Annotated in this window: 17 protein-coding genes; 10 read left to right on the forward strand and 7 right to left on the reverse strand. The window is 42.0% G+C overall.

Going from position 1 to position 16102, the window contains the following annotated elements; translation table 11 throughout:
- The 4 genes from GYX91_RS02510 to GYX91_RS02525 all read left to right on the forward strand — a co-directional run.
- On the forward strand, nucleotides 1-117 hold a 117-nt coding region (locus GYX91_RS02510; RefSeq protein WP_144340592.1), incomplete at its 5' end, for an integrase core domain-containing protein.
- A gap of 44 nt (nucleotides 118-161) precedes the next feature.
- Nucleotides 162-359, forward strand: a complete 198-nt coding sequence (locus GYX91_RS02515; protein WP_174829872.1) for a hypothetical protein — start codon at nucleotides 162-164, stop codon at nucleotides 357-359.
- A 441-nt stretch (nucleotides 360-800) separates the two neighbouring features.
- Nucleotides 801-1205, forward strand: coding sequence for a DUF4279 domain-containing protein (locus tag GYX91_RS02520; RefSeq protein WP_174829873.1), 405 nt, complete (start codon nucleotides 801-803; stop codon nucleotides 1203-1205).
- Between the two features lie 340 nt (nucleotides 1206-1545).
- Entirely contained in the window at nucleotides 1546-2139 is a 594-nt protein-coding gene (locus GYX91_RS02525) for a hypothetical protein (RefSeq protein WP_025330158.1), read from the forward strand.
- 51 nt (nucleotides 2140-2190) lie between these two features.
- Here GYX91_RS02525 and GYX91_RS02530 read toward each other — a convergent pair whose 3' ends face one another.
- The 3 genes from GYX91_RS02530 to GYX91_RS02540 form a co-directional block, all read right to left on the reverse strand.
- Nucleotides 2191-2739, reverse strand: coding sequence for an RNA 2'-phosphotransferase (locus tag GYX91_RS02530; RefSeq protein WP_084549969.1), 549 nt, complete (start codon nucleotides 2737-2739; stop codon nucleotides 2191-2193).
- Between the two features lie 462 nt (nucleotides 2740-3201).
- A complete protein-coding gene (locus tag GYX91_RS02535) occupies nucleotides 3202-4236 on the reverse strand; it encodes an NAD(P)-dependent alcohol dehydrogenase (protein ID WP_084549961.1) in 1035 nt (344 codons plus the stop codon).
- Between the two features lie 573 nt (nucleotides 4237-4809).
- Complete coding sequence (locus GYX91_RS02540; RefSeq protein ID WP_025330161.1) at nucleotides 4810-5559, reverse strand: amino acid ABC transporter permease; 750 nt, start codon at nucleotides 5557-5559, stop codon at nucleotides 4810-4812.
- A 235-nt stretch (nucleotides 5560-5794) separates the two neighbouring features.
- On the opposite strand from GYX91_RS02540, the gene ribF reads away from it, so the two are divergent.
- From ribF to fetB, 6 genes are all read left to right on the forward strand, one after another.
- Complete coding sequence (ribF, locus tag GYX91_RS02545; RefSeq protein ID WP_025330162.1) at nucleotides 5795-6724, forward strand: bifunctional riboflavin kinase/FAD synthetase; 930 nt, start codon at nucleotides 5795-5797, stop codon at nucleotides 6722-6724.
- A gap of 90 nt (nucleotides 6725-6814) precedes the next feature.
- A complete protein-coding gene (gene ileS / locus GYX91_RS02550) occupies nucleotides 6815-9601 on the forward strand; it encodes an isoleucine--tRNA ligase (protein WP_174829874.1) in 2787 nt (928 codons plus the stop codon).
- A gap of 104 nt (nucleotides 9602-9705) precedes the next feature.
- Nucleotides 9706-10191 carry a signal peptidase II gene (gene lspA, locus GYX91_RS02555; protein ID WP_037475735.1) on the forward strand — a complete coding sequence of 162 codons (486 nt, stop codon included), beginning with the start codon at nucleotides 9706-9708 and terminating at the stop codon, nucleotides 10189-10191.
- Nucleotides 10192-10234: 43 nt separating this feature from the next.
- Nucleotides 10235-11176, forward strand: a complete 942-nt coding sequence (gene ispH / locus GYX91_RS02560) for a 4-hydroxy-3-methylbut-2-enyl diphosphate reductase (protein WP_174829875.1) — start codon at nucleotides 10235-10237, stop codon at nucleotides 11174-11176.
- Nucleotides 11173-11889, forward strand: coding sequence for an ATP-binding cassette domain-containing protein (locus GYX91_RS02565; protein WP_174829876.1), 717 nt, complete (start codon nucleotides 11173-11175; stop codon nucleotides 11887-11889). The genes ispH and GYX91_RS02565 overlap by 4 nt, the downstream gene beginning before the upstream one ends.
- Nucleotides 11807-12685: an iron export ABC transporter permease subunit FetB gene (fetB, locus tag GYX91_RS02570; RefSeq protein ID WP_198209717.1), complete on the forward strand. Its 879-nt coding sequence runs from the start codon at nucleotides 11807-11809 to the stop codon at nucleotides 12683-12685. The genes GYX91_RS02565 and fetB overlap by 83 nt, the downstream gene beginning before the upstream one ends.
- A 132-nt stretch (nucleotides 12686-12817) precedes the next feature.
- On the opposite strand, the gene iscX is transcribed toward fetB, so the two are convergent.
- The 4 genes from iscX to hscA all read right to left on the reverse strand — a co-directional run bounded on the left by iscX (nucleotide 12818) and on the right by hscA (nucleotide 16055).
- Nucleotides 12818-13012, reverse strand: a complete 195-nt coding sequence (iscX, locus tag GYX91_RS02575; RefSeq protein ID WP_174829877.1) for a Fe-S cluster assembly protein IscX — start codon at nucleotides 13010-13012, stop codon at nucleotides 12818-12820.
- Between the two features lie 80 nt (nucleotides 13013-13092).
- Complete coding sequence (fdx, locus tag GYX91_RS02580) at nucleotides 13093-13434, reverse strand: ISC system 2Fe-2S type ferredoxin (RefSeq protein ID WP_174829878.1); 342 nt, start codon at nucleotides 13432-13434, stop codon at nucleotides 13093-13095.
- A 72-nt stretch (nucleotides 13435-13506) separates the two neighbouring features.
- Nucleotides 13507-14133: a glutathione S-transferase family protein gene (locus tag GYX91_RS02585; protein WP_174829879.1), complete on the reverse strand. Its 627-nt coding sequence runs from the start codon at nucleotides 14131-14133 to the stop codon at nucleotides 13507-13509.
- Nucleotides 14134-14186: 53 nt separating this feature from the next.
- Nucleotides 14187-16055, reverse strand: coding sequence for a Fe-S protein assembly chaperone HscA (gene hscA / locus GYX91_RS02590; RefSeq protein WP_174829880.1), 1869 nt, complete (start codon nucleotides 16053-16055; stop codon nucleotides 14187-14189).
- Nucleotides 16056-16102: the final 47 nt, after the last annotated feature.

Consider the following 16102-nt stretch of genomic DNA (forward strand, 5'->3'; position numbering starts at 1 on the left):
GAACAAGCAAGAAAAATAACGGAAGAATGGTTAGAAATATATAACACAGAAAGACCGCATGAAGCATTAAATAATATGACACCAATTGAATATAGAAACATGAAACAAATAGCATGATTTTCTACTTAGTTTGTGTGCTAACAATGGGGTATTTACAGTGGATGAGTGGCGTGAAGGATTTGTCACTATATAAACAAAACAAAAAAATTAGACTGGGAGTTATTATGACGGAAAAAAAAGTATATCTTTTAATCCATGCTAAGGAAACAAAACAGAGCGGTATACAAGAATTTGTAATTGGTTTTTTTTCTTCCTTGGAAAGAGCAATTGAGGAAAAAAGAAACGGGAGAATGTCTTAGGTTTTAAAGATTATCCTGAAGGATTCAGAGTAGAGGTATTTGTAATTGATAAAGATATTTGTCAAGAAATCATATATCTGTAGGCAAAAATTTATCCTATAAAATGATGGTAATATGCAGCTTCAAAAAATCTTTTAACGTTAAGCAATAAAAAGATGATAATGAAGCTGCATTAGATTTAGCTAAACTATATAATAGATAGTAGAAAAGAACATATGAAGAGTGAAAATATTATTTAATTGAATTTTAAATAATATAATTGTCATTATATATTCTTTAAAACTAGCATTACTTTTTAAAAACTGATTTAAAAAGAAGATTGAAAAAATTAGTATAGCCTAGGAAAACCAGCAAAAGGTGATTCCATAAATTTTTAAAAACTGTTTCTTACAGAAATAAAATTTAATCTGGAAAATAAAGTACTATTTATAAGAGAGTAAAATGTTACAAACTGAAGTGACTATAGAATTTATCATATGCGGCCCTAATTTTAATCCAGATAGTGTAACCAAATTACTAGGAATTTCGCCTACAAAATATACTATCAGGGGAAGTATGAAAAATTGCAAATATAGCCCGGCTATAGAAACTACCTGGTGTTTACAGCATTGTATAAATTCACTAAATGATCTGGATCATCAAGTACGTCAGATAATTGATAGAATTGAAAACAAACTAAATATATTATTAACATTTAAAGAAGAGAATGATATAGATTTTGTATTCACAATTTATGGTCATGTATATAAGAATGAACAGCGATCAGATATATATTTGAAAAAAAATACGTTAGATTTCATAGCTGATTTAGGTAGTAAATTAACGATGGATATCGAATTTTGGTAAATAGATATACCAATATATATAAATTATTTAGTAAGCAAGATTTAATGAATTATATTGCAGATATAATTGCAAAATTAGATAGAATTAATTCCGCTTTTATTAGATCATTTTTTTCTATTCTGTTAGATAGTGACGATAAAGAAGTTATTCAGTATATTTCGTCGATTATCAATAGTAATAAGTTAGTAAATAAATTATCTGATAAGGAGTTAACTCTATTGAAAAGACAAATTTTGTAAACTCTTTATTTTTAATAAAGTATGTTTTTTGTATAATAAAGTATAATACAATGTTGATTACACAAAAAAGTAATTGTTAATTTATGAGGAGTAATAAAGTAATGAGTGCGTTTGATGAAGAGATTGAAATTGAAATTGATGAGATAATCAAAAAAAGTAATAATTTTGGATATGATTTAAAACAATATTTAGATAATCTTCCAGAAAAACAATTAAGAAGAGCTATATATATTTTATCAAGACACTATTATCATATGGATGTTTCATCAGAAGAAATGTTTAAATTTATAGTTTATATGTTTTCTGATGATAAAATAATATCCCAAGTTACTTTTGATAATTTTGCTTATTATTTTGTATCGATGAGAGATTTTAATAGTGCTCAAAAATATAAATTGAAAAATATAGTAATGGAAAAAATGGAGATTCTATGCAGAAATTCCGTTGACCCTTATAATATGAACACTTTATTAAATCATTTATTTAGTAAGCAAGATTTGATGGATTATATTGCAGATCTAATTGAAAAATTAAATAGAATTAATTCTGATTTTATTACATCATTTTTCTCGATCTTATTTTATAATGACTATAAAGAAGTTATTCAGTATATTTCGTCGATTATCAATAGTAATAAGTTAGTAAATAAACTATCTGATGAGGAGTTAACTCTATTGAAAAGACAAATTTTGTAAACTCTTCGTTTTTAATAAAATATTGTTTTTAAATATTTATAATTTATTTGCTCATTCATATGGTTGTAAATATTGTTTTGGTACGGTTTGAACCAGCCATACTCCATTTTCCGCCAGATAGAATTGATATCCTGCCTGATACATTATTAAGGCGTGTATTTGCAGCACAATAGGGCTGCCATGACGTGTGCCGACTTTTATCGCAGTATTCACATCTGCTGACAGATGTACATAATGGCGGCTCCCTGCGATTAATCCTTGCTGTTTGATTGAATCCATAAATCTTGTGGCTGTACCATGATATAAAAACTCTGGCGGTTTTTGCGCATTATGACTGATATGAACCTGATCAGTTGAATGTCCTTGTGCTGCACGAATTTTTAAGCCATCTTCAGATATGGTAAATCGTTTTTTATCACTTGTTTTAACAACCACTTCGATAATATTTCTGGTGAGTTGTTCTCCATGCAGGTTTGCCTGTTTGATTAAGTATTCTATATTTACCCATCCCTGCTGATCTAAGGTGATATCTATTGTTTCCGGCTTATGTCTTAGAATATAACTTAGGAATTTACTGGTTTTGATAATTTTCTCTGACATTAATTTTGTATTCATATGTTCTATATTGTATTAATTTGAAACCATAGTTTATTAAGTTAAGTATTAGTTCATTGGTGTTGTGTTGGCTGATTTTAATATAGTGAATGTATATTAAAAACGAGAAATAGTATATGTTAAAAACATAAGATTGGTTGAAGAATAGTTAGTTATACCGGAAAATTTTTGAAAATTCAGAGGATTAATTTTTTTACTAGGAGGATAACTAAAAGTATTGATGGTAGTGATGCAGTAAAAAATATATGAAGTCAGTAAAATTGTTAATGAGAATGAGTTATTGCGAAACAAATTTTATTTTTAAGCTTGGTCTGCGTTGATACAACAGCCACCGGATGGTTTTTTATTGATGATAGTAATTAATTGTTTATCGCTCCCGAGCACGTGGATTTTATAGAATCAGGCTGTGGTTATACATATTGCTCAGCCTGATTCTATTAGGAAAGATTAAGGTATCAGTACTGCACGGCCATTAATCTGCCCTTTAATCAATTTATCGTATACTTCCAGAGCCTGTGAAAGGGGGTAGGTGGTGTATTCGATATTTATAATACCTTTTCTTTTCATGTCCAGTACTTCCATCAGTTCAACCCGTGAACCCCAATAGGGTGTACAAAGCGATGCTCCCCATGGCTGATTCATGCAGTGCCAGTCGAGTTTGCCGCCACCCAGACCAACTACTGTCCAGTCGCCGTTTAATCCGACTGTTTGTGCGCCCAAAGTCAGAGTTGGCTTATTACCAACAAAATCAAGTACGACGGCACATTTCTTCACACCGGTAATACGGGTAATTTCTTCGACAATGCTATCGGTATCGCGGTCGGTACGTATTACATAATCCGCACCATATTTTTTGGCCAGTTCCAGTTTTTCATCATTAATATCACCGGCAATAATGGTGGCTGAATATAGCTGTTTCAGGATTTGTACAGCCATATGTCCTAAACCACCTATGCCGATTACGAGAACAAAAGCAGACGGTGTTATTTTGCCGGCAGAACGTTTAATTGCATGATAGGGAGTTAAGGCTGCATCAGAAAGAGGGGCTACTTCTTCCGGGTGCAGGTCATGCAAAGGTACGAGTAAACGGCTGGATGGAACAATCATGTATTCAGCCATGCCGCCATTGGTACCCAGTCCACCGCCGAGGATCGGAGATTCCGATTGATGCTCACAGTAGTTTTCCATAGATTGCTGACAAGGCTGGCAATGTCCGCAGCCCCATGGTCCGTATACCATGACTGCATCGCCTACTTTAAAATCGGTTACTCCTTCGCCCAGTTCTTCAACCCATCCGGCATTTTCATGTCCCAGGGTAAATGCAGGAGCACCTGCAGGGATACCACTTTCGATCAGGTGTATATCTGAGTGGCACACGCCGGCTGCGCCGATTTTAATCAGTATTTCACCGGCTTTGGGTTTTGGTTTTTCGATTTCATCTATGCGGATATCGTGTTGTGCATGTAATCTGACAGCTTTCATGTTTTTCTCTTTTTCTGTTGATAAGATAAATATATAAGTTAATAGTTAATCAATTTGTTTAATTTGTGTCAAGTTACTAGTTTTTATTATATATTTTGTTTATTTTAATAGTTCTGTTTTTTTATGTTATTTTTAAATTAAATTTGTATTTTTCTGCTGATTTATCTGATTTTTTTATTCTGGATTTTGTTTAAATCTATAGTACAAATTTTTAAAATGTAAATAAAGCTGTATCAATTAAGATATTTTTGATATCTGTCTCCTGATGAGTTTCATCATTGATACTAATCGATAACTGACTGGTGTTATTTATGATGATTAATATTTGATAGCTGATTCAAATAGATTTTTTCAGTGTTGGATTTGCAATTTGAAATAGCTGGTTTGCAATAATATTGATTGGGTCGGAAAACCATATGTAATAAATGTAATTGATTTGACTCTGGTGTCAGTAAAGCTATAAATCAGTTTGTACATTGGTGTTATGAGGTTGAATTCTGCTATTTTATAAAATGAAACAGGACGGTTGATTTTTAACCGTCCTGTTCTCATGTTGTTGATTTCTGTCTAAGCTCAGTGCTGATAACCTTTATTGTATTTTTTCTCCAGCCATGAGAAGAACCAGCTTAAGGCGATGGTCATTATCAGATAGATTATGGCAATGGTGTATAGCGGTGTCTCGTAGTTAAGATAACGTCCGGCTGCTGCGCGGGCTGCAAAAGCCAGTTCGACTACGGCGATGGCGGATAAAAGTGAGCTGTCTTTAAGTAAGGTAATAAATTCGTTGCCAATCGGCGGCAGCATACGGCGGATAGCCTGTGGCAGAATGACATAGCGCATGGCCTGTGTATAACTCAGACCAAGAGAGCGGGAGGCTTCGAATTGCCCGCGGTCTATTGACTGGATGCCTGCACGGAAAATCTCGGTAATGTAGGCTCCTGAATTAACTGAAAGTGCAAGTACGCCGGCAATCAGTGCACCGTAGCTGCGGCGCAGTTCGACAGCCAGATCGCCGCTGATAATCAGGCCGTCAGCAGGGTTGATGAGCAGTGGAAACCAGACAAAATACCAGATGAAAATCTGTACAAACAGGGGTGTGCCGCGGAAAATGGTTACATAGAGCAGGGAAATCTGGCGCAATGACCATACGAATGCACGCATGGGCAGCCCGCCTTTTTCAATGCGGATAATGCGTGCAAGGGCAAAAATCAGACCGAGAAGTGTGCCCATAAATGTGGAAATCAGGGTGACGCCGAGTGTTGTAAGCGCACCGTAATAAAACATTTCACGGTATTCGTAGATGATGTCAAAACGAAAGGCCATTGTGTTACCTAATAAATTTTCTGAGGTGTTGCTGGCTATTGATAGCCTTAGCGTCAGGGTGGCGGCTATTTTAGCAAGAAATAGGGGGATAACTGTATTAAAATTTGTTTGTTCTTGAGAATAAAGTGGATTTGATGGTTGAAACGGCTGGAAAATCCTGAGCAATTGCGCTGGCTAAGGCTGGCTGAAATGTTTACAATAATACGTTTTATTATTTGATTTATTCAAGAATTGTATGCGAGTTTGGTTGGGGAGCGGGCAGCAGCCGGATTGGCCGGATGGTACTGCGGTGACTATCGGTAATTTTGACGGGGTTCATTGCGGGCACCGGCATATTTTGATGCGTTTGCGTCAGGAAGCCGGACAGCGCGGGCTTAGTTCGGTGGTGATGATGTTTGAGCCGCAACCACAGGAATTTTTTGCGCAGCAGGCTGGGAAAACTTTGCCGTTTCGTCTGACTCCGCTGCGCGATAAACTGGATCTGCTTGCTGCAAGCGGCTGTGTTGATGCGGTTTATGTTGTGCGGTTTAATCAGCAGTTTGCAGCTATGCAACCGATGGATTTTATCAGTCAGATGCTGGTCAGGCATTTGCACACGCGCTATTTGCTGGTAGGTGATGATTTCCGCTTCGGTACACGGCGCAGCGGTGATTTTACTTTATTGCAGGCGCAGAATGAGTTTGTTACTGAGCACACGCCTTCAATTGTGGTTGAAGATGTGCGCGCATCCAGTACTGCGGTGCGGATGGCACTGGCTTCGGGTAATCTGGCTTATGCACAGTTGTTGCTGGGACACGAGTATACGCTGAGCGGTCGTGTGAAGCATGGGGCCAAACTGGGGCGTGAACTGGGTTGTCCTACTGCTAATGTGCATTTACCGGCTTTGCACTATGCTCTGAACGGGGTATTTGTGGTCGATGTATCCGGAGCTTTCGGGCGTAAGCGCGGGGTAGCCAGTTTTGGTAAAAACCCGACTGTGTCTTCGGGCAGTTTACAAAAGCTTGAAGTGCATATTTTTGATTGTGAAGATGATTTATACGGACAGCGTTTACAGGTGCATTTTTTGCATAAGCTGCGCGATGAGCTGAAGTTTGAGTCGCTGGCTGCGTTACAGACGCAGATTTTTGCTGATATGGAAGCTGCCCGAATATGGCAGGCTGCCTGAACAGCAGGATTATGTTCGGGTGGCCGTAAAATTTATTGAACTGAATTTATTCTGAATATTAAAAGTTAAATATATTTTAAAGAGAAAGTCATGACTGACTATAGTAAAACAGTAAATTTATTGGATACGCCGTTTCCAATGCGCGGTAATCTGGCCAAGCGTGAAGGCGGCTGGCTGAAATCTTGGTATGAACAGAAGCGTTATCAGAAACTGCGTAAACTGGCAGCGGGAAGACCTAAGTTTATTCTGCATGATGGTCCTCCATATGCAAATGGTGATATTCATATCGGCCATGCGGTAAATAAGGTATTGAAGGATATTATTATCCGGAGTAAGACGCTGGCTGGTTTTGATGCACCATATGTTCCGGGCTGGGACTGTCACGGTTTGCCGATTGAGCTGATGGTGGAGAAAAAGCACGGCAAGAATATTCCGGCTGCAAAATTCCGCGAGTTATGCCGGGAATATGCACGGGAACAGATTGACCGGCAGAAAAAAGATTTTATGCGTCTGGGTGTACTGGGTGACTGGGAACATCCATATCTGACTATGGATTATCAAACCGAGGCAGATATTGTACGTACGCTGGGACGAATTCAGCAAGGCGGTTATTTGTATCGTGGTGAGAAGCCGGTACAGTTCTGTCTGGATTGCGGCTCTTCGCTGGCAGAAGCAGAGGTAGAGTATAAGGATAAGGTTTCTTATGCGATTGATGTGGCTTATCAGTTTAAAGATAATGCTGCTGTGGCGAAAGCTTTCGGATTGAATGAGCTGCCGGGTGAGGTATATGGTGTTATCTGGACAACAACTCCGTGGACTTTGCCAGCCAGTCAGGCAATTTGTGTCGGGCCTGAAGTGGTTTATCAGTTAATTGATACGCCTAAAGGTAAGCTGGTGCTGGCTAAAGAGCTGGCTGAGGCGGCTTTAGCCCGGTTTGGTTTTGGTGCGGATGATACGGCGGTACTGGCTGAAACAGCTGGCCGGCAACTGGAAAATCTGCATTTAAATCATCCGTTTCTAGATAGGGATATTCTAGTATTACTGGGTGACCATGTTACTACCGAGGCCGGTACTGGTATGGTACATACTGCTCCGGCACATGGTCTGGATGATTATTTTGCCTGTTTGCGCTATGGAATTAAGTTGTATAACCCGGTAAATGCTGAGGGGCGCTATATTAGTGATGTGCCACGGTTAGCTGGTATGACAGTCTGGGAAGGTAACCCTGTGGTAATCGACTGGGTTGCGGAAGAAGGTAAGTTACTCTCTAATGGCAAAATTACCCATAGTTATGCACATTGCTGGCGCCATAAAACACCATTGATTTACCGGGCAACCGGTCAGTGGTTTATCGGTATGGATAAGGAAGGTACCGATGGTAAAACATTGCGCAATAAGGCTATGAATGCTGTTGATGTTACTGAATTTTTCCCTGCATGGGGACGTGCGCGTCTGGAGGCAATGATTGAAGGGCGTCCGGACTGGGTGGTTTCCCGCCAGCGTTACTGGGGTACTCCGATGGCGTTTTTTGCGCATAAGGAAACCGGTCAGTTGCATCCGCGTTCGGCTGAGTTACTGGAAGAGGTAGCTAAGCGGATTGAGCAGCACGGAATTGAAGCCTGGTTTGCATTGGATAAGCATGAGCTGTTAGGGGCTGATGCAGATGAATATGAAAAGCTGCCGGATACGCTGGATGTCTGGTTTGATTCGGGCAGTACGCATTATGCAGTATTGCGTCAGCGCCCTGAACTGGCATGGCCGGCTGATTTGTATCTGGAAGGTTCGGATCAGCATCGCGGCTGGTTTCAGTCTTCATTGCTGACAGCTTGTGCAACAGTTGGCAGTGCTCCTTATAAACAGTTGCTGACACATGGTTTTGTGGTGGATGGTAATGGACAGAAGATGTCCAAATCTGTTGGGAATGTGGTTGCACCACAAAAGGTCAATGACAGTCTGGGTGCTGATATTCTGCGCCTGTGGGTGGCTTCTACGGATTACTCCGGTGAACTGGCTATTTCTGATGAAATTCTGAAACGGGTTTCTGAAAGCTACCGTCGTTTGCGCAATACGCTGCGCTTTTTGCTGGCCAATCTGAGTGATTTTAATCCGGAAACGGATGCAGTAGCGATTTCAGATATGCTTGAGCTGGACCGCTATGCTCTGGTATTGGCTCAGCAGTTACAGGAGCGCGTAGCCAATGATCACTTTACCCGTTATGCATTCCATTTTGCGGTACAGGATATTGTGCATTTCTGTTCGGAAGATATGGGTGCTTTCTATCTGGATATTCTGAAAGACCGTCTGTATACAATGCAGGCAGGCAGCCATGGTCGTCGGAGTGCACAGACTGCGCTTTATCATATTACGCGTAATCTGGTGTTGCTGCTGAGTCCGATTCTGTGCTTTACGGCTGAAGAAGCCTGGGCTGTTTTAACAGGTAATGATGAGGATAGTGTGCTGTATCATACTGCACATGTGTTCCCGTCTATGGCTGAGGCGGAATTAGCCGGTCTGGCGCAGAAGTGGCAGGCAATCCGTGCAGTAAGAGATACTGTTAATGCGGCGATTGAGCCTTTGCGTGCTGATAAGAATGTTGGTTCGTCATTACAGGCCGATGTGGCTATTCGAGTACCGGCGGATATTCTGCCTTTTGTTACGGCAATTGGTGATGAGTTACGCTTCGTGCTGATGGTTGCCAAGGTTACTGTTGATCAGGGTGATGAGCTGTCGGCTACGGTCACTGTTGATCAGGGTACTAAGTGTGAACGTTGCTGGCATTATACAAATGATGTGGGTTCTGACCCGAAACACCCGACAATCTGCGGTCGTTGTGCACTTAATATCGACGGTACCGGTGAACAGCGGTTATATGCTTGATGCGGGTTAATGATTTTAATATTGCCGGTTATTTTGGCATGATTTGAATGATTCAGGCGTAATTGGTTTGGCCGGTTACGCCTGTTTGGTTTTTAGGGAAGGTTATGCTGAGTAAAAAATTGTTTTTATATGGTGCAATTATTATTGCTGGGCTGATAGCTGATCAGTTAACGAAGTATCTGGTTTTATGCCATATTCAATATCTAGAAAGAATTACGGTAATACCGGGTTTTTTTGATCTTACACTGACATATAACCCCGGCGCGGCGTTCAGTTTTCTTGCAGATGCCGGAGGCTGGCAAAAATTCTTTTTTATGGGACTGGCTCTGGTGATTTGTGTTTATCTGTTGCGTGCAATTATCCGTGACGAATTCGCAAAGCTGGGTAAAGTTGCTGCAGCCATGATTATAGGAGGGGCCGCAGGTAATGTAACAGACCGGCTGGTGCACGGGCATGTGGTTGATTTTCTATTGTTCTACTACCATAATTGGTTTTATCCGGCATTTAATGTTGCTGATAGCCTGATTTGTGTCGGTGCGGTGTTGCTGGTGCTGGAAAGTATTTTCCATCAGAAGAAAAAGGCGGTCTGATTGATTTGTCTGTGATGAATTCAGCCAGGTAACGGGATGTTTAATGAGTGACAAAAAGATTTTACTGGCCAATCCGCGTGGATTCTGTGCTGGTGTAGACCGTGCTATCAGTATTGTAGAACGGGCACTGGAAGAGTATGGTGCTCCGATTTATGTACGGCATGAAGTAGTACACAATAAGTTTGTGGTTGATAATCTGCGCAATAAGGGTGCGGTATTTATCGAAAATCTGGATGATGTGCCTCCTGATGCGACGCTGATTTATTCTGCTCATGGTGTCTCTCAGGCTGTACAGCAGGAAGCAGTTGCACGCGGCTTTCGTATTTTTGATGCTACGTGTCCTCTGGTAACTAAGGTTCACCGACAGGTATCTCGGCTGGATGAACAGGGTTATCAGATTATTATGATTGGTCATAAAGGCCATCCGGAAGTTGAAGGAACGATGGGGCAATTGCCGCCGGGTGTGATGTTGCTGGTGGAAACAGTTGCTGATGTGGCAGGTTTACAGGTCCGCAATGAAGAAAAGCTGGCGCATGTGAGCCAGACAACGCTTTCGGTTGATGAAACCAGCGGTATTATTGCCGCTTTAAAACAGCGTTTTCCTCACATTAAAAGTCCGCATAAAGAGGATATTTGTTATGCAACCACCAATCGTCAGGATGCAGTGAAAAAACTGGCTGCTACCTGTGATGTGGTGATTGTGGTGGGATCTCCTAATAGTTCGAACAGTAATCGTTTGCGTGAAGTGGCAGCATTACTAGGTGTTGATGCTTATATGGTTGACAATGCCGGCTGTCTGCAAACACAGTGGTTCAGTGGTAAGCATCAGATTGGTATTACAGCCGGTGCTTCAGCTCCTGAGGTACTGGTGAATGATGTTGTACAAACTATTGTTTCCTGGGGATACCCGACAGTTACCGAAGGTGCTGGTGTGGAGGAAAATATTATGTTTGTTCTACCGAAAGAACTGCGTGGCTCATCATGAGTACGCCGATTTTATCCGGTGAGGGTGTGTGTCAGCGTGCCCATGATGATGGCAGGATGTTATTACAGGATATCGATTTTCAGCTCTGGGCTGGTGCGCGTGTGGCAATCAGCGGTGCATCCGGGGCAGGAAAATCGGTTTTTTTACGTACGATTTCTCTGCTGGATTTACCAGCTTCGGGCACGCTGTATTGTCATAATCAGCCGGTTCGTCTGAATGCACATTGTATTGCACAGCATCGCAGCCAGATCGCTTATGTACGTCAGCAGGCGGTGCTGATTCCGGGTACAGTGCGTGATAATCTGTTTTTACCTTTTACTTTGCATCATTATCAGCATAAAAAATTTCAGCCGGATAATGTACAGCGTGTGTTAGAGAGTCTGGGTAAAGATGGTAATTTCCTGGAACGGGATGCAACGGATTTATCCGGAGGAGAGGCTCAGCTGGTGTGTTTGTTGCGTATATTGCAATTAAATCCGCCGGTTTTGCTGCTGGATGAGCCAACGGCTTCTCTGGATGAAGATTCGGCACAGGCTGTACAAAAGCTGGTCGGTCAATGGCAGAAAGATAATCCTCAGGCTGCCTATATTTGGATTTCACATAGTGAGCAGCAGATTAATCAGGTAGGTGATGAAATCTGGTATCTGGATGCCGGACGGATTACTCACACCAGAAAATCACCACGGGCGGGAGGCAATAATGCAGGGAACTAATTATATTAGTGTTGCAGAACTGGCTCTGGCTTCATTGCTGATTCTGGTGAGTGCCGGTGTTTCATTATGGCTGAAGCTTGGATTGACAAAACGTATTCTGATTTCAGCAGTTCGGGCTATTGTGCAGCTGTCCATTGTAGGTTTGTTATTAAAATGGATATTTGCCTCTAATCAATGGTACTGGGTACTGCTGATTATTGTTGTTATGACTGTGATTGCCGGCTTTTCTGCGCGTTCGCGGGGCAGTTATGTATATCGGGGCTTGACCCGTGATGCTTTATCATCTGTATGGCTGGCTTCGTGGTTAAGTGCTGCTGTGGGATTATATGCGGTACTGCATATCCGCCCATGGTATTCACCGCAGTATGTGATTCCCCTTCTGGGGATGGTATTGGGTAATTGTCTGACAGCTGTAGCATTGTGTCTGGACCGTTTAACACAGGATTTACGTCAGCAACAGGCTCGTGTAGAAGTAATGCTGTCTATGGGCGCTACAGGCTGGGAGGCTTATCGGGATACTGCGCGTGCAGCGGTAGTAGCAGGGATGTTACCAACAATTAATCAATTGAGTGTAGTGGGGTTGGTAAGCTTGCCGGGTATGATTACCGGGCAGATTCTGGCCGGTGCATCTCCTGATCAGGCAATCAGGTTTCAGCTATTTACTATGTTTCTGATTTGTGCCGGTTCTGCCGGTGGTTGCTTATTATGTGCGGTTTTTGTTTACCGGCATGTATTTAATCGTTGCTGGCAATTTTGCAGCTGGCGTTTGAGACGCAGAAAAGCTGATAAGATTTAGTGATTTAATTTATATATTAAACAAACCGGTTGCCTATAGAAGTTGGCAACCGGTTTGTTTCAGTTATAAGCCGGACATCATCTGTAACATCATTATTTGTACGGATATTCTGATAAGTTTAGATGACTAAATTCAGGCAATTTCATCAATCCATGCCTGCTGAACCGCTTCGAGTATGCGCTCGCTGCAGTGCTCCGGATTGTCATCAAATTCTGGTAAAGCCAGTATCAGATCACGCAGTTGGGTAAAGCGGATACTGGTAGGGTTGATGTCTTCGTAGCGGTCGGCCAGTTCTTCGGCGATTCGGTGTATATCAGTCCATTTCATGGTTTAAGCCTGCACTTAATTAGATAATTAAAAAATATTATTAATTCAATCGGTTTGGAGAGTATTGTCATCAAATATGATTAATGCTCTTCTCGTGCATGATTGATGGTATATCTGGGAATTTCGATGGTAACATCACTATCAGCCAGACGTGCCTGACAGCTCAGGCGTGAATCGGCTTCCAGCCCCCATGCCTGATCAAGTAAATCTTCTTCCTGTTCAGTCGGTTCAGGCAGGCTATCATATCCTTTGCGGATAAGAACGTGACAGGTTGTACAGGCGCAGGATTTTTCGCAGGCGTGTTCAATTTCAATATCATGCTCAAGTAATGCATCACAAATACTGGTTCCTGTGGGAATGTCACTTAAAACTTTACCTTCAGGACAGAGTTGAGGATGGGGCAGTACAGTAATTTTGGGCATGGTAATTCCGTGTTTCTAAATAAAGCAGGCGTGTCCGGTTTTAAAATAAAACCATTCACGCCGAAAATGTTATTAAATTATACCTTGTACTTTTAGCACGGTGGATACACCGGCATCAGCACTTACGCGCTGATAGAATTTACTCAGATTATGATATGCGCTCAGATCAATGTTACATCTTTTTGTCCAATGTGCTTCTATAAAAATGTAAACATCTGCAATAGTGATATTATCGCCAGTCAGGTAATCCTGCTGAGCAAGAATATTATCAACGAAGGAAAATAAATTTTTCAGAGTAGCACTAGCATAGGCCTTCAGATTCTCCTGTGCTTTTTCATCATCTACCATGCGTGCTGCATAGAAATAAGGTTTAAAGCTCATGTGTAAATCAGAATTGGCAAAGGCCAGCCATTGACGGGCAAGGGCGCGTGCTTTGGGATCGTGTTGTGCTGTAACACCATAAATACCTTTATCCGGTGCAAGATCATTGATGTAATCAATGATTGCCACATTCTGACGCAGTGCCCAGTTGCCGTCAGTCAGTAATGGTACTTGCCCCTGAGGGTTCAGTGCCAGATATTCCGGCGATTTGATTGTGTCGCGGCCTACCTCTTCAGCGGTATATTCAAGTCCGCTCCATTCTAGTGCCACATGCGGTATAAATGCACAGGTATTTGGTATGTAATATAGCTTTAACATGATGTTATCTCCATTGTATCGGCAGACAGTTCAATTTGTCTGCATTTGAAATATCAGATTTCTCTGACGTTTTTACCTTGTAAAGCACGTTGGATATTGCGGTTCATGCGTTTGGCAGCAAATTCATCAGTTGCGTGATTCAATGCATGAATGGCATCACGAATATCCTGAGCATCTCCTTGCCGGATTTGTTGTCGGGTGTGTTCCAATGCAGTTTGAATAGCCTGTTGTTCATCATTGCTAAGTAAGTCTGCGTCCATAGACAGTGCATTGGTGACCGCTACAATAATGCTTTCTGCTTCTACTGTGGCTTCTGTACGGGCACGTTGTCTGGCATCGGTTTGTGCATGAGTAAAACTGTCTTTCAGCATTTGGGTAATAACGGTATCGTCAAGTCCGTACGAAGGTTTTACTTCAATATGAGCCTGTACTCCTGTAGTTTGTTCGCGAGCAGAAACAGAAAGCAGACCATCAGCATCAACCTGAAATGTTACCCGTATGCGTGCTGCTCCGGCGGCCATCGGCGGGATACCGCGGAGTGTGAATTGTGCCAGACTGCGGCAGTCTGCGACTAATTCACGCTCACCCTGTACAACATGGATCATCATGGCTGTTTGCCCGTCTTTAAAGGTTGTAAAATCCTGAGCGCGTGCTGTAGGTAAGGTACTGTTGCGCGGGATAACCTTTTCAACCAGTCCGCCATAAGTTTCCAGCCCGAGTGATAACGGGGTTACATCCAGTAACAGCCATTCATCATCATTTTTATTGCCTGCCAGTACATTGGCCTGCATTGCAGCTCCCAATGCTACGACTTCATCCGGATTAAGATTATTCAGCGGAGTCTGACCAAAGAAAGTGGCTACAGCCTGCTGTACATGCAACATGCGCGTAGCTCCGCCTACCATAATTACCCCTTTTATCTCACTTTTACTGATGCCGGCATCGCGCATTGCCTGTTTAACCGGCTCCAGTGTTTTGGCTACCAGAGGCTGAGTTAGCTGATGAAAAGTGTCACGGCTGATATCAGTGAGAATTTTTTGTCCGTTAGAAAGAGTGGCGGCAATGGTGGTTGATGTTTCACTTGTCAGAGCTTCTTTGGCTGCACGTGAAAGTGATTGTAATAATGCGCTATCCTGAGCATTTAACTGTGATAATTTATTCTGTTCCAGCAACCAGCAAAACAAACGCTGGTCGAAATCGTCACCACCCAGAGCACTGTTACCGTTTGTTGCTTTTACTTCAAACAGACCGCGGCTTAAGGTTAGAACTGAAACATCAAATGTTCCTCCGCCAAGATCATAAACGATAAATGTTCCTTCAGCGGCATTGTCCAGACCATAAGCAATTGCTGCCGCGGTGGGTTCATTCAGTAAGCGTAAAACATGCAGACCGGCCAGACGGGCGGCATCTTTGGTTGCCTGGCGCTGTGCATCGTCAAAATAGGCCGGTACGGTAATCACTGCGCCGGCAAGTTCACCACCGAGTGTGTTTTCTGCACGGGTTTTCAAAACACGGAGAATATCTGCAGAGACATCTATCGGGGTTTTATTTCCTGCACGGGTGTGAATGCTGATAATGCGTTCATCATTAGTAAAATGATAGGGCAGATAACGGGTTTCAGACTGATTATTGATATCTTCAAGAGTACGGCCAATCAGACGTTTAGCTGAACTGATGGTGTTGGCCGGATCGATACGCTGTGCTTTTAATGCATCTGTGCCTACTTCCGGTACGCTATCCTGCTGGTAGCGGACAACAGAGGGCAGGGTAATCCTTCCCTGTTCGTCTGCGAGACATTCGGCATAACCACTGCGTACGGTTGCAACTAAGCTATTAGTTGTGCCTAAATCAATGCCTACAGCACGACGATGTTCATGCGGTACAGCGGAAAGGCCGGGTTCGGCAATTTGCAATAAAGCCATAATCTGAATTTAGTCCTGATTTCTTAAATATTACTTAATACTTCGAT

The organism is Snodgrassella sp. ESL0304, assembly GCF_013344995.1.
GTDB lineage: Bacteria > Pseudomonadota > Gammaproteobacteria > Burkholderiales > Neisseriaceae > Snodgrassella > Snodgrassella alvi.

Bases quoted from the DNA above. Each gene is read 5' to 3' on its own strand.
- GYX91_RS02515 (WP_174829872.1), top strand. From the start codon at position 162: ATGAGTGGCGTGAAGGATTTGTCACTATATAAACAAAACAAAAAAATT.
- GYX91_RS02520 (WP_174829873.1), top strand. From the start codon at position 801: ATGTTACAAACTGAAGTGACTATAGAATTTATCATATGCGGCCCTAAT.
- GYX91_RS02525 (WP_025330158.1), top strand. From the start codon at position 1,546: ATGAGTGCGTTTGATGAAGAGATTGAAATTGAAATTGATGAGATAATC.
- GYX91_RS02530 (WP_084549969.1), bottom strand. From the start codon at position 2,739: ATGTCAGAGAAAATTATCAAAACCAGTAAATTCCTAAGTTATATTCTA.
- GYX91_RS02535 (WP_084549961.1), bottom strand. From the start codon at position 4,236: ATGAAAGCTGTCAGATTACATGCACAACACGATATCCGCATAGATGAA.
- GYX91_RS02540 (WP_025330161.1), bottom strand. From the start codon at position 5,559: ATGGCCTTTCGTTTTGACATCATCTACGAATACCGTGAAATGTTTTAT.
- ribF (WP_025330162.1), top strand. From the start codon at position 5,795: ATGCGAGTTTGGTTGGGGAGCGGGCAGCAGCCGGATTGGCCGGATGGT.
- ileS (WP_174829874.1), top strand. From the start codon at position 6,815: ATGACTGACTATAGTAAAACAGTAAATTTATTGGATACGCCGTTTCCA.
- lspA (WP_037475735.1), top strand. From the start codon at position 9,706: ATGCTGAGTAAAAAATTGTTTTTATATGGTGCAATTATTATTGCTGGG.
- ispH (WP_174829875.1), top strand. From the start codon at position 10,235: ATGAGTGACAAAAAGATTTTACTGGCCAATCCGCGTGGATTCTGTGCT.
- GYX91_RS02565 (WP_174829876.1), top strand. From the start codon at position 11,173: ATGAGTACGCCGATTTTATCCGGTGAGGGTGTGTGTCAGCGTGCCCAT.
- fetB (WP_198209717.1), top strand. From the start codon at position 11,807: ATGAAATCTGGTATCTGGATGCCGGACGGATTACTCACACCAGAAAAT.
- iscX (WP_174829877.1), bottom strand. From the start codon at position 13,012: ATGAAATGGACTGATATACACCGAATCGCCGAAGAACTGGCCGACCGC.
- fdx (WP_174829878.1), bottom strand. From the start codon at position 13,434: ATGCCCAAAATTACTGTACTGCCCCATCCTCAACTCTGTCCTGAAGGT.
- GYX91_RS02585 (WP_174829879.1), bottom strand. From the start codon at position 14,133: ATGTTAAAGCTATATTACATACCAAATACCTGTGCATTTATACCGCAT.
- hscA (WP_174829880.1), bottom strand. From the start codon at position 16,055: ATGGCTTTATTGCAAATTGCCGAACCCGGCCTTTCCGCTGTACCGCAT.